Origin of the sequence: Streptomyces sp. 4N509B, from assembly GCF_052245655.1 — a bacterium.
Lineage (GTDB): Bacteria > Actinomycetota > Actinomycetes > Streptomycetales > Streptomycetaceae > Streptomyces.
In genome coordinates this window covers 74,470-98,506 of the sequence record NZ_JBQQBZ010000006.1, presented here as the reverse complement: position 1 = coordinate 98,506, position 24,037 = coordinate 74,470, and the positions used below count along the sequence as shown (strand labels likewise).

Genomic DNA, 24,037 nt, shown 5'->3' with positions numbered 1-24,037 from the left:
GGGGAGCGATCGCCGGCAGCCCGAGCCGACGAAGGCCGGGGCCTAACCTCCGGAGGTGGCGAGCTCCGCGTCCGCCCCGACCACCGCCGACGCGTCGCAGGGGTCGTCGAGCCAGCCGTCGGGCAGGGCCACGCGGTTCCTACCCGAGGTGCGGCCGCGCGGCCCCTCCGCGCCGCTGGGCCAGGGCTGGTCGAGGTCCAGCTCGTCGAGAAGCTCGCGCAGCTCCGCCGGCGAGGCGGCCACGGCCAGGCGGCGCCGCTGCGCGGAGCCGACGGCGAAGCCCTTGAGGTACCACGCGACGTGCTTGCGGAAGTCGATCACCCCGCGCTCCTCGTCGGCCAGCCACTCCCCCAGCAGCCGCGCGTGCCGCACCATCACGTCGGCGACCTCGCGCAGTGTCGGCCGTGCCGGGCCCGCTCCGGGGTCGTCGAACGCGGCGACGAGGTCGGCGAAGAGCCAGGGCCGCCCCAGGCAGCCTCGGCCCACCACCACGCCGTCGCAGCCGGTCTCGCGGACCATCCGCACCGCGTCCTCGGCCGACCAGATGTCGCCGTTGCCCAGCACGGGGATGTCCGCGGGCACGGCCTCCCGCAGCCGCGCGATCGCCGACCAGTCCGCGTTCCCGCCGTAGTGCTGGGCGGCGGTGCGGCCGTGGAGCGCGACGGCGCTGACGCCCTCCTCCGCCGCGATCCGCCCGGCGTCCAGGTACGTGAGGTGGTCGTCGTCGATGCCCTTGCGCATCTTCATCGTGACCGGCAGGCCGCCCGCGTTGCGCACGGCGGCGCGCAGGATGGCCTGGAGCAGGGGCCGCTTGTACGGCAGGGCGGAGCCGCCGCCGCGGCGGGTGACCTTCGGGACGGGGCAGCCGAAGTTGAGGTCGATGTGGTCGGCGAGGTCCTCCTCGGCGACCATGCGCGCCGCGCGGCCGACCACGCCGGGGTCCACGCCGTAGAGCTGGATGGAGCGCGGCTTCTCCGCGGCGTCGAACCGGATCAGCCGCATCGTCTTGTCGTTCCGCTCCACCAGGGCCCTGGTGGTGATCATCTCGCTGACGAAGAGGCCGCGGCCCCCCGCGAACTCCCGGCACAGCGTGCGGAACGGCGCGTTGGTGATCCCGGCCATGGGCGCGAGCACCACGGGGGGGTCGACCGTGAGGGGGCCGATCTGCAGGGTGTGCCGAGGGGCGTGGGAGGACTGGGTCACGCCTCCATTGTCGCCCAGCCCGGGGGCCCGGCCGACGTGCCACGGGCCACGGCCCGGGTGGGGACCCGGGGCCGTGGCCCGTGGCACGTCGCGCGCGGCGGTCAGCAGCCGACGAGGCGGGTGGCGAGGTACCCCTCGACCTGGTCGAGGGAGACCCGCTCCTGCTTCATCGAGTCACGCTCACGGACGGTGACGGCGTTGTCCTCCAGCGTGTCGAAGTCGATCGTGACGCAGTACGGGGTGCCGATCTCGTCCTGCCGGCGGTACCGGCGGCCGATCGCGCCCGCGTCGTCGAACTCGATGTTCCAGTTCCTGCGGAGCGCGGCGGCCAGGTCCTTGGCCTTCGGCGAGAGCTGCGGGTTGCGGGAGAGCGGCAGCACGGCCACCTTGACCGGCGCGAGGCGGTGGTCCAGCCGCATCACGACGCGCTTCTCCATCTTGCCCTTGGCGTTGGGCGCCTCGTCCTCGCGGTACGCGTCGAGCATGAACGCCAGCATGGTGCGGCCCACGCCCGCCGCCGGCTCGATGACGAACGGGGTCCAGCGCTCGCCGGCCTCCTGGTCGAAGTAGCTCAGGTCGTGGCCGGACGCCTTGGAGTGGGCGCCGAGGTCGTAGTCGGTGCGGTTGGCGATGCCCTCCAGCTCGCCGAACTCGGAGCCCATGAAGTTGAAGCGGTACTCGATGTCGACCGTGCGCTTGGAGTAGTGGGAGAGCTTCTCCTTGGGGTGCTCGTACCAGCGCATGTTCTCCTCGGACAGGCCGAGGTCGCGGTACCAGTTCCAGCGCTGCTCCATCCAGTACCCGTGCCAGTGCTCGTCCTCGCCGGGCTTGACGAAGAACTCCATCTCCATCTGCTCGAACTCGCGGGTGCGGAAGATGAAGTTGCCCGGCGTGATCTCGTTCCTGAAGGACTTGCCCATCTGGGCGATGCCGAACGGCGGCTTGCGGCGCGAGGTCTGCTGCACGGACGCGAAGTTGGTGAAGATGCCCTGGGCGGTCTCGGGCCGCAGGTACGCCACGGAGCCCGAGTCCTGCGTGGGGCCGAGGTGGGTGGAGAGCAGGCCGGAGAACTGCTTGGGCTCGGTGAAGCCGCCCTTGTTCCCGCAGTTGGGGCAGTTGATGTCGGCCAGGCCGCCCGCGGGGAGGCGCCCGTGCTTGGCCTCGTACGCCTCCTCCAGGTGGTCGGCGCGGAAGCGCTTGTGGCAGGAGGTGCACTCGGTGAGCGGGTCGGTGAAGGTGGCCACGTGCCCGGACGCCTGCCAGACCTCGGTGGCGAGGATGACGGAGGAGTCGATGCCGACCACGTCGTCACGGGAGGTGACCGTGGCCCGCCACCACTGGCGCTTGACGTTCTCCTTCAGCTCCACTCCGAGGGGCCCGTAGTCCCAGGCGGCGCGCGTGCCGCCGTAGATCTCGCTGCTCGGGTAGACGAAGCCACGGCGCTTGCTGAGGCTGACGATGGTGTCGATCTTGTCGGCGGCCACGGTGCTCTCTTCGGGACGAAGGACGAGATGGGATTGGTTTAGGTTACCGGCGTCCGTGGGGGCGGCAGCAAATCGGTTCACGCCCCGGTCACGGGCGGGCGGCGGGGGTCTGGACCTGCTGAGAAACGCGTCACTTCATTTGACAATGGTTTCCATGTGATTTGAAAATGGCTGTCATGACACCTCGCCGCCGCCCCCGAATACGCTCCGTCCGAGCGACCGTCCCCGCCCGAGCCGCGCTGGTCACGGGTGTGACGGCCCTCGGACTGCTCGGTGTGTCCGCCTGTGGCTCCGACGACGCGGGCGGGGGTGGGGGCGGCGGCTCGCTCGACGTCGTCGCGTCGTTCTATCCCCTGGAGTTCCTGGCCGAGCGGATCGGCGGCGAGCACGTGTCGGTCAGCACCCTCACCGAGCCGGGCGTCGAGCCACACGACCTGGAGATCAGCCCGCAGCAGACCGCGGAGCTGACCGAGGCCGACCTCGTCCTGTACCTGGAGGGGCTCCAGCCCGCCGTGGACGACGCCGTCGCCCAGTCCGGCGTGGAGCACGTGGTGGAGGCCACCTCGTTGACCACGCTGCTGGAGGCCGGCGCCCACGAGCACGAGCACGGCGAGGAGGAGCACGCGGAGGACGAGCACGCGGACGAGCACGCGGAGGACGAGCACGCGGAGGACGAGCACGCGGAGGACGGCCACGACCACGGCGGCACGGACCCGCACGTCTGGCTCGACCCGGTGCGCTTCGCCGAGATCGCCGACGGCGTCGCGGACGCCCTGGCCGAGGCCGACCCCGACCACGCCGACGCCTACCAGCGCAACGGCGACCGGCTCGCGGACGAGCTGGCCACCCTCGACACGGAGTTCCGCGAGGGCCTGGCCACCACCGAGACCCGCACCTTCATCACCAACCACTCCGCGTTCGGCTACCTCGCCCACCGCTACGATCTGCACGAGGAGTCCATCGCCGGCCTCGACCCGGAGTCCGAGCCCAGCGGCGAGCGGATGCGCGAGCTCAACGACATCGCGCGGGAGAACGACGTCACCACCGTCTTCTTCGAGACCCTCGCGAGCGACGAGACCGCCCGCACCCTCGCCGACGACCTCGGCCTGGAGGTGGCCGTGCTCGACCCGGTCGAGGGCATCACGGACGAGTCGGCCGGCGACGACTACCTCGCGGTGATGCGCGCCAACCTCGACGCCCTGCGCACCGCGCTCGGCGCGTCCTGAACACCACAGCCGCGACCCGCGGCGAGGAACTCGCCGCGGGAAGCCCGTAAGGAGCCCGCCATGAAGGGCAAGGAACCCGCCATACCGGCCACCACGCCGGCCACCGCGCCGGTCGTCTCGCTGGCCGGCGTCACCGCCGAGCTCGGCGGCCGGCCCGTGCTGCGCGGCGTCGACCTGACCGTGCGCCCCGGCGAGGTGACCGCCCTGCTCGGCCCGAACGGCTCGGGCAAGTCCACCGCCGTGCGTGCCGCCGTCCGCCAGGTCCCGGTGACCGGCGGCGAGCTGCGGCTCTTCGGCACCCCCGTCCGCCGCTTCCGCGCGTGGCACCGCGTGGGCTACGTGCCGCAGCGCTCCAGCGCCGCCTCCGGCGTGCCCGCCACGGTGCGCGAGGTCGTCTCCGCCGGCCGTCTCGCCCGCCGCGGCCTGCGGCCGTTCACCCGCGCCGACCGGGCCGCCGTGGACCGCGCCCTGGAGCTGGTCGGCCTCGCCGACCGGGCCGGGGACTCCGTCTCCGCGCTCTCCGGCGGGCAGCACCAGCGGGTGCTCGTCGCCAGGGCGCTGACCGGCGCGCCCGAGCTGCTGATCATGGACGAGCCGCTGACCGGGATGGACCTGGCCAGCCAGCGGGTGCTGGCTCAGACGCTGCGCGCCGAGACGGCGCGGGGCACCGCCGTCCTCGTCGTGCTGCACGAGCTCGGGCCGTTGCAGCCGTTGATCAACCAGTCCGTGGTCCTGGCCGGTGGCCGCGTCGAGCGCACCGTGGCCGCCGCCGCGCCCGAGGGCGCCGCAGAGCCCGAGGGCGCCCTCACGACCGACCCGAGCTGCGAGGACCACCGCGCCGGTGAGCACCCCCACCACCACGAGGCGGAGCATCCCTCCGAGCTGCCGCTCCAGACCGGAATCCTGTGAGGAGGGGTCCTGGTGTTCCTTGAGGTCCTGGACTACGAGTTCATGCGGCGGGCGCTGCTGGCCGCCCTGCTGATCGGGGTCGCCGCCCCCACCGTCGGCATCTATCTCGTGCAGCGGCGGCAGGCGCTGATGGGCGACGGCATCGGGCACGTGGCGCTGACCGGCGTCGCGCTCGGGTTCTGGATGAGCACGAACCCGGTGTGGACGGCCGTGCTGGTCTCGGCTGTCGGAGCCGTCGCGATGGAGCTGCTGCGCTCCTCGGGCAGGGCGCGCGGCGACGTCGCGTTGGCCATGCTCTTCTACGGCGGCATGGCCGGCGGCGTCATGATCATCAACCTGGCGCCCGGCGGCTCCACGGCGAACCTCACGAGCTACCTCTGGGGCTCGGTCACCACCGTCTCGCCCGAGGACATCACCGCCATCCTGCTGCTGTCGATGTTCGTGCTGGCGGTCTGCCTGGGACTGCGGCGGCAGCTGTTCGCGGTCTGCCAGGACGAGGAGTTCGCCCGCGTCACCGGCCTCCCCGTCCGGCTGCTGAACCTGCTGCTGGCCGTCACGGCGGCGGCCACCGTCACCGTCGCCATGCGGGTGGTCGGGCTGCTGCTGGTGAGCGCGTTGATGGTGATCCCGGTCGTCGCGGCCCAGCAGCTGACGCGCGGCTTCGCCGCGACGCTGGCGCTGGCGTCCGGCGTCGGCGTGCTCGTCTCGCTCTCCGGCACGGTCACCTCCTACTACCAGGACGTGCCGCCGGGCGCGACGATCGTGCTGCTGGCGCTCGGCGTCTTCCTCCTCGTCTCGCTGCTGGCGCTGCCGCTGGCGCGGCGGCGCGCCGCCGTGGCCGAGCGCCACGCGGCGGCCGAGCGGGAGCAGGAGGACGGGGAGCCACAGGAGGCGTCGGGGAGGGCGTCGGAGAAGGGCCGGGGGCGCGCGGCGGGCCGGGAGACAGCGCCGCTTCAGGGCGGATCAGGGACACGGCCGCAGACTGGGCGGCGCGGGGAAAGAGCGGGAGAGCCGATACGCTGACGAGGCGGGGGACGAGCAGGAGCAGGGAGGCAGACACGTGGGAACGGGCACGGCAGGACCCCCGGTGCGCGGCCGGTCGACCCGCCAGCGCGCGGCGGTCGCGGCGGCTCTCGCCGAGGTGGACGAGTTCCGCAGCGCCCAGGAGTTGCACGACATGCTCAAGCACCGGGGTGACTCGGTGGGTCTGACCACGGTCTACCGCACCCTCCAGTCGCTGGCCGACGCCGGCGAGGTCGACGTGCTGCGCACCTCCGAGGGCGAGGCGGTCTACCGCCGGTGCAGCACGGAGGAGCACCACCACCACCTGGTCTGCCGGACCTGCGGCAAGGCCGTGGAGGTGGCGGGCCCCGCCGTGGAGCGGTGGGCCGACGCCGTCGCGAAGGAGCACGGCTTCGTGGACATCGGCCACACGTTGGAGATCTTCGGCACCTGCGGTGACTGCGCCGCCGCCCAGGGTTCCTGACCTCACAGGGTTCCTGACCTCACGGGCTCCGGCCCCACCGGCGCGGAGCGGGGCGCGGGGCCGCTAGGCGCCGAGGTAACGCAGCACCGCGAGGACGCGGCGGCTGTACCCGCTCGTGCCGGAGAGGCCGAGCTTGTCGAAGATCGCGTTGATGTGCTTCTCCACCGCGCTCTGCGACACGTACAGCTGCCGCGCGATCGACGCGTTGCCGTGCCCCTCGGCCATCGCCGCCAGCACCTCGTGCTCGCGCGGCGTCAGCCGGCGCAGCGGGTCGGCGTGGCCGCTGCGGGCCAGCAGCCGCCGCACCACCTCCGGGTCGAACGCGGTGCGGCCGGCGCCCACCCGCTCCAGCGCGTCGAGGAACTCGTCCACCTGCACGACGCGGTCCTTCAGCAGGTAGCCCACGCCCTCCGCGCCGGCCGTCGCGCTGGTCAAGAGCTCGGTGGCGTAGCGGCGTTCCACGTACTGCGAGAGCACGAGCACGCCCACGCCCGGCCAGCGGCGGCGGATCTCCAGCGCCGCCCGCAGCCCCTCGTCGGTGTGGGTGGGGGGCATCCGCACGTCCACGACGACGGCGTCCGGCAGGCCGGGGCCCGTCCCGGAGGCGTCGGCCGCCGCCAGGGCGAGCTCGGCCAACAGCGCGTCCCCGTCCCCGACCGAGGCGAGCACCTCGTGCCCCTCCTCGGCCAGCAGCCGCACCAGCCCCTCGCGCAGCAGCGTCGAGTCGTCGGCGAGCATCACGCGCACGGCAGCTCCGCGGTGACGACGGTGGGCCCGCCGGGCGGGCTCGTGACGGTGAGCCGGCCGTCGAGGGCCTCGACGCGCCGGGTCAGGCCCAGCAGGCCGCTGCCGTCGCCGCCGGCGGGGTCGGCGCCGCCGCACCCGTCGTCCGCGACCTCCACGACGAGCGTCGCCGCCCGCCGCCTCGCCTGGACGGTGATCCGGTCGGCTCCGGAGTGCTTGACCGCGTTGGTGACCGCCTCAGCGGCGACGAAGTACGCCATGGCCTGCACGGTAGCGGGTGGCGGCGGCTCGCCCACGGCGCAGCTGAGGCGGACGGGTATCGCGGTGCGTTCCGCGATGGCCTCCAGCGCCTGCGGCAGCCCGCCCTCGTCGAGCGCGGCCGGGTACACCCGCCACGCGACCTCGCGCAGCTCCGTCAGCGCCCGCCGCGACTCCTCGTGTGCCTGACGCAGCAGCTCGTTGGCCCGAGCGGGCTCCGAGGCGGCGGCGCGGCGGGCCCGGCCCAGCAGCATGCCGAGGGCGACGAGCCGCTGCTGCACGCCGTCGTGCAGGTCGCGCTCGATGCGGCGGCGCTCGTCGTGGACGGCGACGACCACGCCGGCACGGCTGGCCGCCAGTTCGTCGATGCGGCGGCGCAGCGCCTGCCGGCCGCCCCCGCCGTCGAGGAACCGCCGGGCCAGCAGCTCGTCCAGCAACGCCACGCCGTGGACGCCCTGCACGCACAGGAACAGCAGGAACAGGCCGCTGGCGGCCGTGTACAGCACGGTGACGGGGTGGTCGACGTCGGTCAGCGCCCACAGCCACAGCCAGGTCGGGAGGGAGAGGTACGCGCCACCGACGGCGGCGCACAGCAGCACCGCCCCGCCCGTGAGGCCGACGGGCGCGCGCAGCGCCAGGTACACCAGCAGGCCGGCGCCGCTGCGCCCGGACGCGCCGTGCTCGGGCGCCTCGACGCCGTACCAGGTGGCCATGCGGCGCCGCTCGGCCTCGACCAGCCGGCGGGCGGCGGCGAGCAGCCGCGGCGCCCTGCCCCGCGTGGCCAGCAGCCACGGCCCGGCCACGAGGACGAGGCCGAACTCCGCGAGGGCGGTGAGGGTTCCGAGCAGCAGGCCGGCGGCGGCATGGAACCAACGACGCAGAACGGGATGCATGGCGCCCCACGCTAGCCGAGCGGCCGGCGCCGGCGGACTGCGGAAAACCCCACGACCAGCCGGCCCGTGTCCGGTTCCCGCGGTGACGCGCGTGGGGCGGCGGCCTCGGTGGTAGACACCGCCAGGGGCCGCGCACGCTCGACCCACGACGCGGCGACGGGGACACCTGGGAGACGGAGACACCGTGGCACGGAACGGAACGCGCGCCGCGCTCGGCGCCGGGCTCAGCGTCCTGCTCGCCCTCGGTGGCGGGCTCGGCACGGCGCGGGCGACACCGCCGTCCGGGATGACGGGCACGACGCTGGCGCGGTGGAGCGCGGACGGCAGGGACTACCACCTGCGGGAGGTCACCCTCCAGCCGGGCGGCAGCACCGGCTGGCACTACCACGACGGCATGATCCACGGCCTGGTCGCGGCCGGCACCCTCACCCACCACGGTCCCGACTGCGCGGTCGACGGGGTCTACGGGACGGGCGAGCTCATCGAGGAGCCCTCGGGCGCCGACTACGTCCACCTCGGGCGGAACCTCGGGACGGAGCCGCTGGTGCTCCGGGTGCTGTACGTGCTGCCGGCCGGTGCGCCGTTGTCGAACGACGCGCCGGACCCCGGCTGCGGGATCGGCTGAGCGCCGCCGAGCCGCGCGTCCCCGTCCTCGGACCTGCGGAAAACCCCACCCCGCTCTGCGGCCGGCCCCATCCCGCCGCTCCCGGCCCGTTCCTACGGTCGGGGGCATGCTCGCCTCGTCTTCCTCCTCCACGCCCTCCGGGGGCGTCGCCGGCTGGGCCGCCGGCCTGATGGACTCGCTCGGCGCGTTCGGAGCCGGTGTGGCCGTCGCGCTGGAGAACCTCTTCCCGCCCCTGCCCAGCGAGATCATCCTGCCGCTCGCCGGCTTCGCCGCCAGCCAGGGCCGGCTCGACCTGCTCGCCGTCCTGCTGTGGACCACGGCGGGCTCGGTGGTGGGCGCGCTCGCGCTCTACGCCCTCGGCGCGCTGGTGGGCCGCGACCGCACGGCGGCGTGGGCCGCCCGGCTGCCGCTGGTGCGGGTCTCCGACATCGAGCGGACCGAGGCGTGGTTCGCCCGCCACGGCACCAGGGCGGTCCTGCTGGGCCGCATGATCCCGATCTTCCGCAGCATGATCTCGCTCCCGGCCGGGGCGGCGCGGATGCGGCTGCCGGTCTTCCTCGCCCTGACGACGGTGGGCAGCGGGGTGTGGAACACGAGCTGGGTCCTGGCCGGGTACGCCCTCGGCACACGTTGGCACCGCGTCTCCGACCTCGTCGGCACGTACTCCCGGATCGTGTTGCTCGCCGCCGCGCTGGCGGTCGTGGTCTTCGTCGTGCTACGCCTCCGCCGGGCCTCGCGCCGGCCGTTCCCGCGTCGCGGCGGCGCGCATCGCCGCCGCCCGTGAGGCGGGCCCCGGCGCCGTCGCCGCCGCGCGGCAGGCTGGCGTCACCAGCCGGTTCCGGCGAGCCGGGACGTCGCCTCCAGGATGGCGTCCCTCATCGCGGGGCTGCCGGTGTGTCCCGAGTCGTCGATCACCCTCAACTCCGCGTCCGGCCAGACCTTCGCCAGCTCCCACGCCGCCTCCAACGGGGCGCCGAGGTCGAGCCGGCCGTGGATCAGCACGCCGGGGATGCCCGCGAGCCGGTGGGCGTCGCGCAGCAACTGCCCCTCCTGAAGCCAGGCGTCGTGGGCGAAGTAGTGCGCGCAGATCCGGACGAAGGCGACGAGCGCGTCGTCGGCCCTGTCGCTGTAGGCGCCGGGGCTGCCGAGCGCCTCGTGCGCGATGACGGCGTCCTCCCAGGCGCACCAGTCGCGCACCGCCCTCTGACGGACCGCCGGGTCGGGGTCGTTCAGCAGCCGGTTGTACGCGGCCACCAGGTCGCCGTCCCGGTCGGCCTCGGGGAGCGCGTCGCGGAAGGTCTCCCAGGGGCCGGGGAGGAAGCGTCCGACGCCGTGGTAGAGCCAGTGGATGTCCTCGTGCCGGGTCAGGGTGACGCCGGCGATGACGATCGCGGCGACGCGCTCGGGGTGGCGCTCGGCGTAGGCGAGGATCAGCGTCGAGCCCCAGGAGCCGCCGTACAGGAGCCAGCGCTCCACGCCGAGGTGCTCGCGCAGCCGCTCCATGTCGGCGATCAGGTGCTCGGTGGTGTTGTGCTCCAGGCCGACGTCCGGGTCGGCGGCGTGGGGCAGGCTCCCGCCGCAGCCGCGCTGGTCGAACAGGACGATCCGGTAGACGTCGGGGTCGAACATCCTGCGGCTGCCGCGGCGCCCGCCGCTGCCGGGCCCGCCGTGCACGCACAGGGCCGGCAGCCCCTCGGGGGAGCCGCTGGTCTCCCAGTAGATCCGCTGGCCGTCGCCGACGTCGAGCAGGCCGTGCGCGTACGGCTCGACGGGCGGGAAGGGCTCGGGCACGGGTGCTCTCCGTCCTGGTGGCGTGGTCAGCGACCTCGCGAGGCTAACGAAGCCGGCCCGGTGACTCCCGTCGTTTTCCGTGGAGGCGGGACGTTCGGGGAGCCGGGACGTCTCAGCCCTCCGCCGGGGAGCGGTCCGGCGCCTCGTTCGCCGCCTCGCCCGCCATCCCGCTCGCCACCTCGTTCGGGAGGGCGCCGCCGAAGCGGCGGTCGCGGGAGGCGTACTCGACGCAGGCGTCCCAGAGGTTGCGCCGGTCGAAGTCCGGCCAGAGGACGTCCTGGTAGACCATCTCGGCGTACGCGCTCTGCCAGAGCAGGTAGTTCGAGGTGCGCCGCTCGCCGGACGGACGGAGGAAGAGGTCGACATCCGGCATGTCGGGAAAGTACATGTAGCGGGAGAGGGTCCGCTCGTTGACGCGCGAGGGGTCGAGGTGGCCGGCCCGGACGTCGGCGGCCAGGCGGGCGGCGGCGTCGGCGATCTCGGCGCGCCCGCCGTAGTTCACGCACATGTACAGCGTCATCGCGTCGTTGTCCCGGGTGCGTTCCTCGGCGACCTGGAGCTTGCGGACGACCGAGCGCCACAGCCGCGGCTCGCGGCCGGCCCAGCGGATGCGCACGCCCAGCGCGTCGAGCTCGTCGGTGCGGCGGTCGATGACGTCGCGGTTGAAGCCCATCAGGAACCGCACCTCGTCCGGGGAGCGCTTCCAGTTCTCCGTGGAGAAGGCGTAGAGCGAGAGGTTCCTCACGCCCAGCTCCAGGCAGCCCTTGACGACGTCGAGCACGACGCCCTCGCCGACCTTGTGCCCCTCCGTGCGGGGCAGGCCGCGCTGCTTGGCCCAACGGCCGTTGCCGTCCATGACGATCGCCACGTGGCGCGGCACCAGCTCGCCGGGGAGCTTCGGGGGACGCGCACCCGAGGGGTGCGGTTCGGGCGCGCGGTACGCGCGACGCTGCCGTGGGGGCCGGGAGAACGTGCCGCGGCGGGCCATCGGGCTGCTCACTCCACTGGTCGAACGGACTTCCTCGTCGAGCGTATCCGCTCAGCTCTTCTCGACGAACCTGAGCGAGCGCAGGCCCCGCTCCAGGTGCCAGTGGAGGTAGGCGGAGACCAGCCCGCTGCCCTCCCGCACGTGGCGCGGCTCGGTCGCCTCGGCCGTCTCCCAGTCGCCGCTCAGCAGCGCGCCCAGCAGCCGCAGCGCCTCGGGCGACGGGACGACGCTGCCGGGGACGCGGCAGTCGCCGCAGATCACGCCGCCGGCCGCCATCGAGAAGAAGCGGTTCGGGCCCGGCAGCCCGCAGCGGGCGCAGCTGTCGAAGCTCGGCGCGTACCCGCCGACGGCCAGCGAGCGGAGCAGGAACGCGTCCAGCACCAGGCCGGGGGCGTGCTCCCCGGCGGCGAGCGCCCGCAGGCCGCCGACGAGGAGGAGGTACTGCTGGACGTTCGGCTCGCCCTCGTGGTCGGTGAAGCGCTCGGCGGTCTCCAGCATGGCCGTGCCCACGGTGTACCGGGCGTAGTCGTCGACGATGTGCCGGCCGTAGGGCCTGATCGTCTCGGTCTGGGTGCACAGCGGCAGGCTCCGCCCGACGAGCTGGCTGCCGCGCGCGAAGAACTGCACGTCCACGTGGGTGAACGGCTCCAGCCGGGCGCCGAACTTCGACTTCGTGCGCCGCACGCCCCGGGCGACGGCCCGCACGCGGCCGTGGCCGCGCGTGAGCAGGGTGATGATCCGGTCCGCCTCACCCAGCTTCTGGGTGCGCAGCACGATGCCGTCGTCGCGGAACAGACTCATGCCCGTCATTCTCACCCACCCGGCCCACTCCGCCCCCGCCCGGGCGAGCACCGCGCCACCCCACGTGTCTCCGCGCCGGTCGCCGCGGGGGGTGGCGTAGCTTCTCACGCCATGACGGAGACGAGTGCGGGACCGGGGGCGGGCATGGCGATCGAGCTGGCGCGGTTCCGGATCCACGAGGGGGCGGAGGCCAGGCTGCTGGCGGAGCGGCCGGCGATGGTCGCGGCGCTGCGGGAACGCTTCCCCGGGTGCCTGGCCGCGTACCTCACGCGGGAGGACGACGGCGGCTGGCTCGACGTGCTGCTGTGGCGCGGCCGGGCGGAGGCCGAGGAGGCGGCGCGGCTGGTCGACACGGTGCCCGCGTGCCGGGAGTGGTTCCGACACATCGCGGAGTCCGGCGGTGTCCGGCACGTGGAGGTGGTGCACGCGTCGCCGTGGGAGGGGTAGGCGGCACGTCACCGGCGCGGTGGGCCCGTCGGGGCGTGCCGCCCTAGCCGTCGGCGGGGTCCGGCCGCTCCAGCGTCCGGTCGGGGACCCAGCCCTCGCGGCCCTCCGCGTTGCGGCACCAGGTCCAGCGGCTGAGCGGGTCCTCCCGGAGGACGTCGAGGATCTCGCCGGCCGCCGTGGGCAGTTCCGTGGTGTCGTACGCCTCCCTGACCACCGCGGGCCCCGCGGGGGCGGACAGGTGACGGTCGGGAACCCAGCCCGTGCCGGTCGACGCCGTCACGAAGACGAAGGCGGGCCACTCCTCGCTGCGTTCGCCCGCCCGCACCTGGTCGCCGACGGCCAGCCGCAGGGGGGCGCGCTCGGGGATCTCGTGGGCGGCGGCCGCCCTCACCTGTCTCGTCACGCGTCCGAGCATGTCACGCGACACCGCGCCCCCCGCGCGGTGGCCCGGCGTCTACCAGCGGTAGTCGAGGAACTTCCCGTCGAAGGTGACGACGACCCGGTCCCCGTCCGGGTCGGGGCGACGGCTGACGTCGACGCGGAAGTTGATGGCCGACATGATGCCGTCGCCGAACTCCTCGTGGATCAGCTCCTTCAGCGCGGGGCCGTAGACGTGCAGCGCCTCGACGAAGCGGTAGATCGTCGGGTCCGCCATCGTCGCCTCGTCCGCGCCGCGGGAGGGCTGGAGCCGCAGGCTCTCCGCCACGGCGGCGTCGAGGTCGAGGAGGCGGCACACGCGGTCGGCCTGCTCGGCGGTCATCGGGTGCTGGCCGAGGAGGGCGGCCGTGGTCCACACGGGAGCGGTGCCGAGTTCCTCGGCGATCGCGGCCCAGCTCAGGCCCTTGCGGATCCGGGCGGCGACGATCAGCTCGGCGGCGGCGGACTTGCTGAGGATCGGGGTCTGGTCGGTCATGGCGAGACTCTCACCCGAAGGGCGCGTTCAGGCCAGCTCGGACCCCCGCGCGACACGAAGTGTTTACCTGGGGGCGGACGGGACCGGCCCCGCGGGCCGAACCCTTAACTCCGGGGAAACAAAGCCGTCCCGTACTCCTGTCAGCCTGTGAGACTCACGTGATCTGATGCTTCCCGGACCGTGATGGCGCGGAAAACTCGGGTGTTCAGGCTCGACCGATGGTCCCCGACCACAGCACGGGTCCCGGACCACCGCACGCCCCAGGCGAGGAGTGACGACGCATGTCCTACACGAGCCCCCCCGAGCTCGCCAAGAAGATGATCGACACGGGCGAGTCGAAGGTCTTCATGTCCACCCGCGACACGCTGATCCGGGCGTTCATGGCCGGCGCCATCCTCGCGATGGGCGCGGCGTTCGCCGTCACCGTCAGCGTCGAGACGGGCGAGCCCCTCGTCGGGGCGCTGCTCTTCCCGGTCGGGTTCTGCATCCTGTACCTGCTGGGGTTCGACCTGCTGACCGGCGTGTTCACGCTCGTGCCGCTGGCGTTGATCGACCGTCGGCCCGGCGTCACCCCGCGCGCGGTCCTGCGCAACTGGGGCCTGGTCTTCGTCGGCAACTTCGCCGGCGCCGTGATGGTCGCGCTGATGATGGCGATCATCTCCACGTACGCCTTCTCCATCGACCCGAACGAGGTCGGGCAGCGGCTCGGCGAGATCGGCGAGAGCCGGACCGTCGGGTACGCCGACCACGGTGCCGCGGGCATGCTGACGCTCTTCATACGCGGCGTGCTGTGCAACTGGATGGTCTCCACCGGCGTCGTCGGCGCGATGATGTCCTCGTCGGTGTCGGGCAAGGTCATCGCCATGTGGATGCCGATCCTGCTCTTCTTCTACATGGGCTTCGAGCACTCGGTCGTGAACATGTTCCTGTTCCCGTCGGGCCTGATGCTCGGCGGCGACTTCAACTTCGGCGACTACCTGGTGTGGAACGAGATCCCCACGGTTGTCGGCAATCTCGTGGGCGGACTGACCTTCGTGGGCCTCACGTTGTATGCGACCCACGGGCGGACACGCCAGCCGCGCCCCCGCCCGGCGGCGGCCGGCACGGCGAAGACGGCCGGGGAGGAGAAGACGGGGAAGGCGGAGGGGACGGGGAAGGCGACGAAGTCCCCGAAGGCTCCCGTGAGCTGACCGAGCGGACGCCGTCAGGGCGCCCGGCCGGGAGGCGCCGCGTCCGGGGCCACCGAGTGCGCCGGGGCGAGCCGGTGGCGGACCCAGACGTTGGGCTCGACGTGGACCGCGACGTCGGGGGACGGGGGGCTCACGCGGCGCCTCCGGGGGTGACCAGGCCGGACTCGTAGGCGGCGATGACCAGTTGCGCCCGGTCGCGGGCGGCGAGCTTGCCCATGATGCGGCTGACGTGGGTCTTGGCGGTGAGCGGCGAGAGCCGCAGGATGTCGGCGATCTCCGCGTTGTTCAGGCCGCGGGCGACCAGGGAGAGGACCTGGCGCTCGCGCTCCGACAGCGGGGAGAGGCTGGGCGGCGCCGCGCCGCGCGCGGCCGGGGCCTCGGGGGCGCGCAGCGCGCGGGCGATGAGGCGGGCGGTGGGGCCGGGCGAGAGCAGGGCCTCGCCGGCCGCGACGACGCGGATGGCGTCCAGCAGTTCCGCGGGCCTGGTGTCCTTGACCAGGAAGCCGGAGGCCCCGGCCCGCAGCGCCTCCACCACGTGCTCGTCGGTGTCGTAGGTGGTGAGCACGAGCACCCGCACGCCCGCGAGGTCCTCGTCTGCGGCGATGCGGCGTGTGGCCTCGATGCCGTCGAGGTCGGGCATGCGGATGTCCATCACCACCAGGTCCGCCCGGGTGGTGCGGGCGAGTTCGACGGCCTGTCTGCCGGTGCCGGCCTGGCCGACGACGGCCATGCCCGGCGCGGACTCGACGAGCATGGCGAAGGCGGAGCGGACCAGGGTCTGGTCGTCCGCGAGCAGGACCCGGATGTCGCCGGTCGTGTCGGTCACGGCTGCTTCTCCTCGGGTGCGGCGGCGGCCACGGCGACGGCGACGGGCAGTTCGGCGGAGACGGCGAAGCCGGGGGCGTCCTGCCGGGGCCCGGCCAGGAGGGTGCCGCCGACGCTGCGGGCCCTCTCGCGCATGCCGGTGATGCCGAAGCCCGGTTCGGCTCCCTCCGCCCGCTCCGCGCCCTCCGCCCCGTCCGCGCCCTCCCGGCCGGCGGCGCGGTCCGCTGGCCGCCGCACGAGGGACGCGGGGCCGCTGTCGGTGACGCTGAGGTGCAGGATCGCGTCGCGGCGGCGCAGGACGACGTCGACGACGACGTCCGAGCCGGCGTGGCGCACGGCGTTGGTCAACGCCTCCTGCACGATGCGGTACGCCGCCGCGCCCGCGACCGGCGGCACGGAGCCGGGCGCGTCGAGCGTCAACGACACCTTCGCGCCGGCCGCCTCCGCCGCCCGGATCAGGTCGGGGATGCCGGACAGGTCGGGCAGCGGGGCGTGGGGGCGGTCCCCGTCGCCGAGGCGCTCCCGCTCCCCGCCGGTGGCGCGCGACCCCGGCTCGTCGCCGCGCAGCACCTGGAGGGTGGTGCGGAGTTCCGCGCGGGCGTCGCGGCAGGTGTCGGAGATGCTCTCCAACGCCTCGGCCAGCGCGGCCCGGTCCAGCCGGCCCGGGTCGGCGATGAGGACGTGGGAGGCGACCGAGGCGCGCACCCCGATGAGGGTGATGCTGTGGGCGAGCAGGTCGTGCAGGTCGCGGGCGATGCGCAGCCGTTCCTCGGCGACGCGGCGGGCCGCCTCCTGCTCGCGGGTGCGTTCGGCGCGCTCGGCGCGTTCCCTGATGGCCGCGATGTACTGGCCGTGCCAGCGCACCGCCTCGCCCAGCACCACGGCGACCAGGAACCAGCCCGAGACCCGCAGCATCTCCGCGCCGTTCGCCGCGTCCCGCAGCCACACCAGGGCGATGATGAACTTGACCCCGACGGCCAGCACGATGCTGCGGACGAGCGTGCCCGTCACCACCACCGTGTAGAGGGCGAGTCCGCTCGGGATCATCGTCACGACGTGGACGTAGTCCAGCCCGTGGTACGGGGCGGCGAAGGCGAGGTGGGCCGCGAGCACCGTGATCGGCCGCCGGTTGCGCCACACCAGCGGCGCCACCAGGGCCGCCAGCAGCAGCCAGCCCGTCAGGTCCAGCTGTCTGCCGTCGGCCTTGGCGACGAGCGCCTCCACCGCGCAGACCACGCCCACGACGGCGGCGATGACGGCGTCCCGCCGCAGGACCCAGGGACTGCCCGGGTCCTGCGGCGCCATGAAGGCTCTCACCATGGGGTCATCATCGGTCATCGGCCGCCGGCGCGGACCGGCCGGTCGCCGACCCCGCGGCGGCCACGGCTCGTTCGTCCGCGACCGATGCCGAACCCGTGCCCGATGCCGTGCCCGAGTCGGTGCCCGTGCCCGTGCCCGTGCCCGAGTCCGGGACCGAGGTCCGCGACAGCGGCCCCGGCCACCACACCCGGCGGTCGAGCAGCCAGCTGGCGGCGGTGACGATGTACGGCCGGACGACGAAGGTGTCCAGCAGCACCCCGACCGCGACGACGAAGCCGATCTCGATCATCATCACCATCGGCATCGACATCAGCACCCCGAACGTCGCGGCCAGCACGATGCCCGCCGAGGCGATCACCCCGCCCGTGGTGCGCAGCGCGGCCAGCGCCGACTGCCGCGTCGACAGCCCGCCCAGGTTCTCCTCCCGCATGCGGTGCATGAGGAAGATGCCGTAGTCCACGCCGAGCGCCACGCCGAAGACGAAGGTGATCAGCGCCAGCGCCGAGTCGACGCCCTCGAAGCCGAAGACCGACTCGAACAGCAGGCCGCCCAGGCCCAGGGCCGCGCCCCAGGAGGCGACGACCGCCGCCAGCAGGATCACCGGGGCGGTGACGCTGCGCAGCAGGGCCATGAGGATCAGCAGCACCATCAGGAGAACGAGCGGGATGACGACGATCCTGTCCCGGTCGTTGGTGTCGGCCATGTCCATCTGCTGGGCCGTGGAGCCGCCGACGAGCGCCTCGGCGCCCTCGACCGCGCCGAGCCCGTCGCGCAGCGCCTCGATCGTCGCCTTCTCACCGGCCGACTCGGGCGGCGCCTCCGCGAAGACGGTGATCTCGCTCCACCCGCCGCCGCTGCGTCCGGTGGCCTCGGCCTCGGCGACACCCTCGGTGGCGAGGGCCTCGGCGACCACCGCCTCGGCGTGCTCGGCCCGCGCCATCACGGTGATGGGCTGGGTGCTCTGCTCCGGGTACACCTCGGCCAGGTGCTCCATGGCGACGATGGACTCGGGGGTGTCGACGAAGGAGTCCTCGCTGTCGAGGGTCCCCGGCATGTTGAGGGTGCCGAGGGCGAGGGCGCCCAGCAGCGCCGTGCCGCCGACGAGGATGGCCACGGGACGCCGGCTGACGGAGCCGCCCATGCGGGCGAAGTACCCGAGCCGCTGCCTGCCCTCGACGCCGTAGCGGGGCACGAACGGCCAGAAGACGCGGCGACCGCAGAGCACCAGCAGGGCGGGCAGCAGGGTGAGCATCACCAGCAGCGAGCAGAGGATGCCGACGATGCCGACCGGGCCCAGGCCCGCCGTGCTGTTGAGGTCGGCGGCGGTCAGGCACAGCAGACCGGCGGAGACCGTGCCGGCGGAGGCCAGCAGGGCGGGGCCGCAGCCGCGCACCGCCCGCAGCATGGCGTCGTAGGGCCGCTCGTGGCGGCGCAGCTCCTCGCGGTAGCGCGCGACGAGCATCAGGGCGTAGTCGGTGCCGGCGCCGAAGATCAGCACCGTCATGACGGAGCTGTTCATGCTGTTGACGGTCAGGTCGAACGCCTCGACGAGGCCGTAGACCAGCGCCATCGACGCCATCGTGGCGACGCCCACGCCCAGCAGCGGCAGCAGCCACAGCACGGGGCTGCGGTAGGTGATGATCAGCAGCACGGCGACGATCGAGGCGGTGGCCATCATCAGCGTGCCGTCGACGGAGGAGAAGACCTCTTCGTTGTCGTACTCCAGGCCGCCGGAGCCGCCGACGTGCACGGTCAGCCCCTCGGGCAGCCCCTGCGCGACGCGGTCGCGGACGTCGCCGACGGCCTCGAGCCGTTCCTCCTGCTCGGCGAGGCCGGACAGCACGACGGGGAAGATCTCCGTGGTGCCGTCCTGGGAGGGAACCCCCTCGGGCAGGCCCTCGCCCTGGCCGGCCAGCTCGTGGGTGGCGGCGATGTCGGCCAGCTGCTCCCGCGCCACCTCGCGGTCGGCCTCGGTGAGCCCTTCGGCCCGCTCGTACACGAGGATCAGCTCGGTGGCCTCGCCGCCGGGCAGCTGCTCCTCCAGCGTGACGACCTGGGTGGAGTCGGCGCTGTCGGGGAGGTAGTCGACGGTCTCGTCGCGCTGGACCTCCTCCATCTTGCCGCCGAGCGGCACGGCGACGGCCAGCAGCCCCACCCACAGCGCGATGATCCCCCACGCCAGCATGCGGCCGCGCCCGGAGGGCGAGGCCGCCCGCCGGGGTGGCGGGGGTGGCGTCGCCTCGGGCGGCCTGGTCTCTACGGTGACGGCGCCCACGTGCGCCTCCTTGTTCGTCCGGTGGTTCGTGGTGGTGGTGTCGTACGCGCTCCAGACTCCCGTTCGATCAGGGCGAATTCGTCGGCCACCGGAGCGAGGTCCGCGCTACTGCGGTCGGGGGCCGCGCGGGTCGGTTACTCCCCGCGGAGTACACCCGGGGGTGGCGGTCCCGGGGGTCCGCGACGGGCTCCGGCGGGCGGCCAGGGACGGCCCGCGCCCCGGCCACGGGAGGGCATGCGACGTCTCGCATGGTGATACGAACCGCCGGGGACGCGCGAGGCGCGGGGTAGGCTGTGAGGCGATGCGATTCGGGATGCTTCTCCTTAGCCGCCGCGGCGAGGGTCTGTAGTCACCAGGCCGACCCCCTCCCCGCGGAGTTCGGCGCTGCGTCGGCCCAGGTTCCTCGACAGACCGCCGTCGCAGAAGCAGGAGACCCACCGCCATGAGCCAGAGCAGCCCGCGTCAGGCCGCCGCCCCCACCCCGCAGACCGCCGCCACCGTGCGCCAGCGCCCCTCCGGGATGCCCGTCCACCGGTACCGGCCGTTCGAGACGGTCGACATCCCCGACCGCACCTGGCCGAACAACCGCATCACCCGCGCCCCCCGCTGGCTGTCGACGGACCTGCGGGACGGGAACCAGGCCCTGATCGACCCCATGTCCCCCGCCCGCAAGCGCACCATGTTCGACCTGCTGGTACGCATGGGGTACAAGGAGATCGAGGTGGGCTTCCCCTCCTCGGGACAGACCGACTTCGACTTCGTGCGCTCCATCATCGAGGAGGGCGCGATCCCCGAGGACGTCACGATCTCGGTGCTGACCCAGGCACGCGAGGAGCTGATCGAGCGGACGGTCGAGTCCCTGGTCGGCGCGCCCCGCGCCACGGTGCACCTGTACAACGCGACCGCGCCGACGTTCCGCCGGGTCGTGTTCCGCGGCGGGCGCTCGGAGGTGCGGCAGATCGCGGTCGACGGCACCCGGATGGTGCTGAAGTGCGCGGAGAAGCTGCTGGACGACCGGACCGTCCTGGGCTACCAGTACAGCCCGGAGATCTTCACGGACACCGAGCTGGACTTCGCGCTGGAGGTCTGCGAGGGCGTCATGGACGTCTGGCAGCCGGAGGAGGGGCGGGAGATCATCCTGAACCTGCCGGCCACGGTGGAGCGCTCCACGCCGTCCACCCACGCGGACCGCTTCGAGTGGATGGGCCGGCACCTCTCCCGCCGGGAGCACGTGTGCCTGTCGGTGCACCCGCACAACGACCGGGGCACGGCGGTGGCCGCGGCGGAGCTGGCGCTGATGGCGGGCGCCGACCGCGTCGAGGGCTGCCTGTTCGGCCAGGGCGAGCGGACCGGCAACGTGGACCTGGTCACGCTGGGGATGAACCTCTTCTCCCAGGGCGTGGACCCGCAGATCGACTTCTCCGACATCGACGAGGTCCGCCGCACCTGGGAGTACTGCAACCAGATGCAGGTCCCGCCGCGCCACCCCTACGTGGGTGACCTGGTGTACACGGCCTTCTCCGGCTCCCACCAGGACGCCATCAAGAAGGGCTTCGAGGCGATGGAGACGGAGGCCGCGGAGCGGGGCGTGCCGGTGGAGCGGCTGCCGTGGGACGTGCCGTACCTGCCGATCGACCCCAAGGACGTGGGCCGCTCCTACGAGGCCGTGATCCGGGTCAACTCCCAGTCCGGCAAGGGCGGGGTGGCCTACGTGTTGAAGAGCGACCACCACCTGGACCTGCCGCGGCGGATGCAGGTGGAGTTCTCCAGGATCATCCAGGAGAAGACGGACGCCGAGGGCGGCGAGATCACCCCGGCGGAGATCTGGCGGGTCTTCGCCGACGAGTACCTGCCCTCCTCCGAGCCGGGCGCGGGCTGGGGCCGCATCGCGCTGCGCGAGGCGCAGACCTCGACGAGCGTGGACGGCCGGGACCAGCTCACCGTCGAGGCGGTCGTCGACGAGGCGGACACCGTGCTGACGGGGACGGGGAACGGGCCCCTGGCCGCGTTCTTCGACGCCCTGGAGCGGGCGGGCGTCATCGGCGAGGCGGCGGGACAGGAGGTCCGGCTGCTGGACTACGTGGAGCACACGATGAGCGAGGGCGCCGGCTCGAAGGCGGCCGCGTACATCGAGTGCGCGGTCGGTGACCGGGTGCTGTGGGGCGTGGGCATCGACGCGAACATCGTTCGAGCGTCGCTCAAGGCCGTCGTGTCAGCGGTCAACCGCGCCCAGCGGTAAGGGTGTTGAGGCCGGCAGATTCCTGGACAGTTTGCCACTTCTGTACCTCCGTAGTGCTGACGCCGCCGAGGATGTGTGGTTAACATCACGTTCCACGGCAGAGTTGCAGTGAAATACGGAGGTACGGCGTGGTGCGCTCCAGGGGCCGGGGCGGCTTCAGGCCGACGCTCACCCAGCGGATCAAGTGCAAGGTGACGGGCGTCCGTGTGGCGTGGCGCTCGATAGACGACGGCGAGTTCTTCTGTACCGGCTGCGGCGGCGACCGAAGTTACCAGCTGCTCGAAGGCATGAGACGTGTGACGGTGCTCGGGGTGCCGCTGCGGCGGCACGGCACGGCGGGGCCGGTGGTGTGCTGCTCGGGCTGCCGCCACCGGTTCCCGGTGGCGGACCTGGAGTTGCCGACGACGACGCGGCTCGCGGCACTGCTGCGGGACGCCGTGCACACGATCGCGCTGTCGATGCTGGCGGTCGACGGCGTTGAACAGGACACGACACGACGGGCCGCGGTGGCATCGGTGCGCGCGGCCGGTTTTCCCGAGTGCACCGAGGAGCGGCTGTTGACACTTCAGGCCGCGTTGTGGGAAGGGCGCGTCCCGGGCCGAGGGCCGGTTCCGGGGGCGTCTCCCGCCGGAGGGTCCGGCGGGGGACCTGGAATGGCGTCCGGGCTGAGCCTGGAGCCGGAGACACGGGAGGCGCTGGCCGCGCTGGCGCCTCACCTGGCGACGCCGGGGCGGCGCGAGCTGCTCCTCCACGGGGCGCGCGTCGCGCTGGCGGACGGTCCGTACCTTCCGGCCGAGCGTGACATCCTCGCGGACATCGGCGCCACGCTGCGGCTCCACCCGGTGGAGACGGAGCGGCTGCTCGTGCAGGCCGCGACGGCGAGCGGCGCCTGACGCGACGCGTCCGGACGGCAGAGGCGGCCGGTCGGGCACCTCACGGGTGCCTGGCCGGCCGCGTGCGTCGCGGGCCGACGGCCGGCCAGCCCGACGGCCGGTGACGCCGGCCTTCTGGCCAGCCGGTTTCACAAGCCGGTCAGGAGCCGGTCAGAAGCCGAGCCGGCGCAGCTGCTTGGGGTCGCGCTGCCAGTCCTTGGCGACCTTGACGTGCAGGTCGAGGTAGACGGGCGTGCCGAGAAGGGCCTCGATGTGGCGCCGGGCCGTGGTGCCGACCTCCTTCAGACGCCTGCCCTTGGGGCCGATGACGATGCCCTTCTGGCTGGAGCGCTCGATGAAGAGGTTGGCGTGGATGTCGAGCAGCGGCCGGTCCGCGGGCCGGTTCTCACGCGGCAGCATCTCCTCCACCACCACCGCGATGGAGTGCGGCAGCTCGTCGCGCACGCCCTCCAGGGCGGCCTCCCGGATCAGCTCGGCGACCATGACCTGCTCGGGCTCGTCGGTCAGCTCCCCCTCCGGGTACAGCGGGGGCCCCTCGGGCAGCAGCGGCACCAGCAGGTCCGCCAGCAGCGTGACCTGCCGTCCCGCCACGGCCGAGACGGGGACGATCTCCGCCCACTCCAGGCCCACCTCCCTGGCGAGCTGGTCGACCTCGATGAGCCGCTCGGCCAGCACGTCGCTCGCGACGAGGTCGGTCTTGGTGACGATCGCGATCTTCGGGGTGCGGGTGATGCGGGCCAGCTCGCGGGCGATGAAGCGGTCCCCGGGGCCGGTCTTCTCGTCGGCGGGCAGGCAGAAGCCGATGACGTCGACCTCGGCCCAGGTGGCGCGGACCACGTCGTTGAGCCGCTGGCCCAGCAGGGTGCGGGGCTTGTGCAGGCCGGGGGTGTCGACCAGCACCAGCTGGCTGTCGGAGCGGTGCACGATGCCGCGCACCGAGTGGCGCGTGGTCTGGGGCCGGGTGGAGGTGATGGCGACCTTCGTGCCCACCAGCGCGTTGGTCAGGGTGGACTTGCCGGCGTTGGGGCGGCCCACGAAGCAGGCGAAGCCGGAGCGGTGCTCGGGCGCCTCGTCGGCGGGTGCCGTCTCGGCGGGTGGCGGAGCGGCGGAGGGCCGGTCGGCTGAGGGCGGGGGCGATGCGGTCATGATCCGGTGATGGTCGCACGGAGCTGACCGTCGGGGCCAGCCAGCAGCACGGGCGTGCTGGGCCCGCCCAGCTCGCGGACGGCGGCGAGGTCGCCGGCCGGCACGGTGTCCTCGGAGTCGGAGACCACGGCGGCGGCTTCCAGCGATCCGGCGCCACTGGCCACGGCCATGGCGACGGCGGCCTGCAACGCGCTCAGCCGCAGCGCGTCGAGGGCCACCGTCGTGGCGACGTAGGTGCGGCCGGTCTCGTCACGCACCGCCGCGCCCTCGGGCACGCCGGGGCGGCGGGCGCGCGCCGAGCGCGCCAGCGTGATGATCTTGCGGTCCTCCGGGTCGATGGCGTCGTCGAGCGTCGTCATGGGCCCGAGCCTATGCGGTCGG

General features: G+C 73.5%; 24 protein-coding genes. 10 read left to right on the top strand and 14 right to left on the bottom strand.

Features of this window, described 5'->3' with window-relative positions:
* Positions 1-42 precede the first annotated feature (42 nt).
* Together dusB and ACTWP5_RS09195 are read right to left on the bottom strand one after the other, a co-directional pair.
* On the bottom strand, positions 43-1,203 hold the full coding sequence (gene dusB, locus ACTWP5_RS09200; protein WP_443220294.1) for a tRNA dihydrouridine synthase DusB: 1,161 nt from the start codon (positions 1,201-1,203) through the stop codon (positions 43-45).
* A gap of 101 nt (positions 1,204-1,304) precedes the next feature.
* Positions 1,305-2,687, bottom strand: a complete 1,383-nt coding sequence (locus tag ACTWP5_RS09195; RefSeq protein ID WP_443220293.1) for a glycine--tRNA ligase — start codon at positions 2,685-2,687, stop codon at positions 1,305-1,307.
* Between the two features lie 176 nt (positions 2,688-2,863).
* On the opposite strand from ACTWP5_RS09195, the gene ACTWP5_RS09190 reads away from it, so the two are divergent.
* The 4 genes from ACTWP5_RS09190 to ACTWP5_RS09175 are packed head-to-tail and all read left to right on the top strand — an operon-like array spanning position 2,864 to position 6,308.
* Positions 2,864-3,913 carry a metal ABC transporter substrate-binding protein gene (locus ACTWP5_RS09190; protein ID WP_443220292.1) on the top strand — a complete coding sequence of 350 codons (1,050 nt, stop codon included), beginning with the start codon at positions 2,864-2,866 and terminating at the stop codon, positions 3,911-3,913.
* Between the two features lie 60 nt (positions 3,914-3,973).
* On the top strand, positions 3,974-4,822 hold the full coding sequence (locus ACTWP5_RS09185; protein ID WP_443220291.1) for a metal ABC transporter ATP-binding protein: 849 nt from the start codon (positions 3,974-3,976) through the stop codon (positions 4,820-4,822).
* Between the two features lie 42 nt (positions 4,823-4,864).
* Positions 4,865-5,845 carry a metal ABC transporter permease gene (locus ACTWP5_RS09180; protein WP_443220388.1) on the top strand — a complete coding sequence of 327 codons (981 nt, stop codon included), beginning with the start codon at positions 4,865-4,867 and terminating at the stop codon, positions 5,843-5,845.
* Between the two features lie 37 nt (positions 5,846-5,882).
* A complete protein-coding gene (locus ACTWP5_RS09175; protein ID WP_443220290.1) occupies positions 5,883-6,308 on the top strand; it encodes a Fur family transcriptional regulator in 426 nt (141 codons plus the stop codon).
* A gap of 63 nt (positions 6,309-6,371) precedes the next feature.
* Here the strand turns inward: ACTWP5_RS09175 and ACTWP5_RS09170 are convergent, their stop codons facing one another.
* Both ACTWP5_RS09170 and ACTWP5_RS09165 read right to left on the bottom strand, forming a co-directional pair.
* Positions 6,372-7,046 (bottom strand): LuxR C-terminal-related transcriptional regulator, encoded by a 675-nt coding sequence (locus ACTWP5_RS09170; protein WP_443220387.1) that lies wholly within the window; start codon positions 7,044-7,046, stop codon positions 6,372-6,374.
* Entirely contained in the window at positions 7,046-8,203 is a 1,158-nt protein-coding gene (locus ACTWP5_RS09165) for a histidine kinase (RefSeq protein WP_443220289.1), read from the bottom strand. The genes ACTWP5_RS09170 and ACTWP5_RS09165 overlap by 1 nt, the downstream gene beginning before the upstream one ends.
* Positions 8,204-8,387: 184 nt before the next feature.
* Between ACTWP5_RS09165 and ACTWP5_RS09160 the strand changes: the two genes are divergently transcribed.
* Positions 8,388-8,828, top strand: coding sequence for a cupin domain-containing protein (locus tag ACTWP5_RS09160; RefSeq protein WP_443220288.1), 441 nt, complete (start codon positions 8,388-8,390; stop codon positions 8,826-8,828).
* 106 nt (positions 8,829-8,934) lie between these two features.
* Complete coding sequence (locus tag ACTWP5_RS09155; protein ID WP_443220287.1) at positions 8,935-9,612, top strand: DedA family protein; 678 nt, start codon at positions 8,935-8,937, stop codon at positions 9,610-9,612.
* 41 nt (positions 9,613-9,653) lie between these two features.
* Here ACTWP5_RS09155 and pip read toward each other — a convergent pair whose 3' ends face one another.
* From pip to recO, 3 genes are all read right to left on the bottom strand, one after another.
* A complete protein-coding gene (gene pip / locus ACTWP5_RS09150) occupies positions 9,654-10,619 on the bottom strand; it encodes a prolyl aminopeptidase (protein ID WP_443220286.1) in 966 nt (321 codons plus the stop codon).
* A gap of 112 nt (positions 10,620-10,731) precedes the next feature.
* Complete coding sequence (locus ACTWP5_RS09145) at positions 10,732-11,607, bottom strand: isoprenyl transferase (protein ID WP_443220386.1); 876 nt, start codon at positions 11,605-11,607, stop codon at positions 10,732-10,734.
* Between the two features lie 51 nt (positions 11,608-11,658).
* A complete protein-coding gene (gene recO / locus ACTWP5_RS09140; protein ID WP_443220285.1) occupies positions 11,659-12,408 on the bottom strand; it encodes a DNA repair protein RecO in 750 nt (249 codons plus the stop codon).
* 111 nt (positions 12,409-12,519) lie between these two features.
* Here recO and ACTWP5_RS09135 point away from each other — a divergent pair, with 111 nt between their 5' ends.
* On the top strand, positions 12,520-12,855 hold the full coding sequence (locus tag ACTWP5_RS09135; RefSeq protein ID WP_443220284.1) for an antibiotic biosynthesis monooxygenase: 336 nt from the start codon (positions 12,520-12,522) through the stop codon (positions 12,853-12,855).
* 43 nt (positions 12,856-12,898) lie between these two features.
* On the opposite strand, the gene ACTWP5_RS09130 is transcribed toward ACTWP5_RS09135, so the two are convergent.
* A complete protein-coding gene (locus tag ACTWP5_RS09130; protein ID WP_443220283.1) occupies positions 12,899-13,258 on the bottom strand; it encodes a hypothetical protein in 360 nt (119 codons plus the stop codon).
* Between the two features lie 51 nt (positions 13,259-13,309).
* Complete coding sequence (cynS, locus tag ACTWP5_RS09125; RefSeq protein ID WP_443220282.1) at positions 13,310-13,768, bottom strand: cyanase; 459 nt, start codon at positions 13,766-13,768, stop codon at positions 13,310-13,312.
* 281 nt (positions 13,769-14,049) lie between these two features.
* On the opposite strand from cynS, the gene ACTWP5_RS09120 reads away from it, so the two are divergent.
* Positions 14,050-14,958 carry a formate/nitrite transporter family protein gene (locus ACTWP5_RS09120; RefSeq protein WP_443220281.1) on the top strand — a complete coding sequence of 303 codons (909 nt, stop codon included), beginning with the start codon at positions 14,050-14,052 and terminating at the stop codon, positions 14,956-14,958.
* A gap of 130 nt (positions 14,959-15,088) precedes the next feature.
* Here the strand turns inward: ACTWP5_RS09120 and ACTWP5_RS09115 are convergent, their stop codons facing one another.
* The 3 genes from ACTWP5_RS09115 to ACTWP5_RS09105 form a co-directional block, all read right to left on the bottom strand.
* A complete protein-coding gene (locus ACTWP5_RS09115; RefSeq protein ID WP_443220385.1) occupies positions 15,089-15,712 on the bottom strand; it encodes a response regulator in 624 nt (207 codons plus the stop codon).
* 68 nt (positions 15,713-15,780) lie between these two features.
* Complete coding sequence (locus ACTWP5_RS09110; protein WP_443220280.1) at positions 15,781-17,103, bottom strand: sensor histidine kinase; 1,323 nt, start codon at positions 17,101-17,103, stop codon at positions 15,781-15,783.
* Positions 17,104-17,110: 7 nt separating this feature from the next.
* Positions 17,111-19,288, bottom strand: coding sequence for an MMPL family transporter (locus tag ACTWP5_RS09105; protein ID WP_443220384.1), 2,178 nt, complete (start codon positions 19,286-19,288; stop codon positions 17,111-17,113).
* A 532-nt stretch (positions 19,289-19,820) separates the two neighbouring features.
* Here ACTWP5_RS09105 and leuA point away from each other — a divergent pair.
* A complete protein-coding gene (gene leuA, locus ACTWP5_RS09100; RefSeq protein WP_443220279.1) occupies positions 19,821-21,617 on the top strand; it encodes a 2-isopropylmalate synthase in 1,797 nt (598 codons plus the stop codon).
* Between the two features lie 128 nt (positions 21,618-21,745).
* Entirely contained in the window at positions 21,746-22,510 is a 765-nt protein-coding gene (locus tag ACTWP5_RS09095; protein ID WP_443220278.1) for a TerB family tellurite resistance protein, read from the top strand.
* A 150-nt stretch (positions 22,511-22,660) separates the two neighbouring features.
* On the opposite strand, the gene era is transcribed toward ACTWP5_RS09095, so the two are convergent.
* Together era and ACTWP5_RS09085 are read right to left on the bottom strand one after the other, a co-directional pair.
* Entirely contained in the window at positions 22,661-23,656 is a 996-nt protein-coding gene (gene era / locus ACTWP5_RS09090) for a GTPase Era (protein ID WP_443220277.1), read from the bottom strand.
* Positions 23,653-24,015, bottom strand: coding sequence for a cytidine deaminase (locus ACTWP5_RS09085; RefSeq protein WP_443220276.1), 363 nt, complete (start codon positions 24,013-24,015; stop codon positions 23,653-23,655). Before ACTWP5_RS09085 ends, era begins: the two co-directional genes overlap by 4 nt.
* Positions 24,016-24,037 lie beyond the last annotated feature (22 nt).

Bases quoted from the DNA above. Each gene is read 5' to 3' on its own strand.
- cynS (WP_443220282.1), bottom strand. From the start codon at position 13,768: ATGACCGACCAGACCCCGATCCTCAGCAAGTCCGCCGCCGCCGAGCTG.
- recO (WP_443220285.1), bottom strand. From the start codon at position 12,408: ATGAGTCTGTTCCGCGACGACGGCATCGTGCTGCGCACCCAGAAGCTG.
- ACTWP5_RS09155 (WP_443220287.1), top strand. From the start codon at position 8,935: ATGCTCGCCTCGTCTTCCTCCTCCACGCCCTCCGGGGGCGTCGCCGGC.
- ACTWP5_RS09165 (WP_443220289.1), bottom strand. From the start codon at position 8,203: ATGCATCCCGTTCTGCGTCGTTGGTTCCATGCCGCCGCCGGCCTGCTG.
- ACTWP5_RS09110 (WP_443220280.1), bottom strand. From the start codon at position 17,103: ATGGTGAGAGCCTTCATGGCGCCGCAGGACCCGGGCAGTCCCTGGGTC.
- ACTWP5_RS09145 (WP_443220386.1), bottom strand. From the start codon at position 11,607: ATGGCCCGCCGCGGCACGTTCTCCCGGCCCCCACGGCAGCGTCGCGCG.
- ACTWP5_RS09135 (WP_443220284.1), top strand. From the start codon at position 12,520: ATGACGGAGACGAGTGCGGGACCGGGGGCGGGCATGGCGATCGAGCTG.
- ACTWP5_RS09085 (WP_443220276.1), bottom strand. From the start codon at position 24,015: ATGACGACGCTCGACGACGCCATCGACCCGGAGGACCGCAAGATCATC.
- ACTWP5_RS09120 (WP_443220281.1), top strand. From the start codon at position 14,050: ATGTCCTACACGAGCCCCCCCGAGCTCGCCAAGAAGATGATCGACACG.
- ACTWP5_RS09115 (WP_443220385.1), bottom strand. From the start codon at position 15,712: ATGCTCGTCGAGTCCGCGCCGGGCATGGCCGTCGTCGGCCAGGCCGGC.
- ACTWP5_RS09190 (WP_443220292.1), top strand. From the start codon at position 2,864: ATGACACCTCGCCGCCGCCCCCGAATACGCTCCGTCCGAGCGACCGTC.
- ACTWP5_RS09185 (WP_443220291.1), top strand. From the start codon at position 3,974: ATGAAGGGCAAGGAACCCGCCATACCGGCCACCACGCCGGCCACCGCG.
- leuA (WP_443220279.1), top strand. From the start codon at position 19,821: ATGAGCCAGAGCAGCCCGCGTCAGGCCGCCGCCCCCACCCCGCAGACC.
- era (WP_443220277.1), bottom strand. From the start codon at position 23,656: ATGACCGCATCGCCCCCGCCCTCAGCCGACCGGCCCTCCGCCGCTCCG.
- ACTWP5_RS09170 (WP_443220387.1), bottom strand. From the start codon at position 7,046: ATGCTCGCCGACGACTCGACGCTGCTGCGCGAGGGGCTGGTGCGGCTG.
- ACTWP5_RS09180 (WP_443220388.1), top strand. From the start codon at position 4,865: ATGCGGCGGGCGCTGCTGGCCGCCCTGCTGATCGGGGTCGCCGCCCCC.
- ACTWP5_RS09105 (WP_443220384.1), bottom strand. From the start codon at position 19,288: ATGCTGGCGTGGGGGATCATCGCGCTGTGGGTGGGGCTGCTGGCCGTC.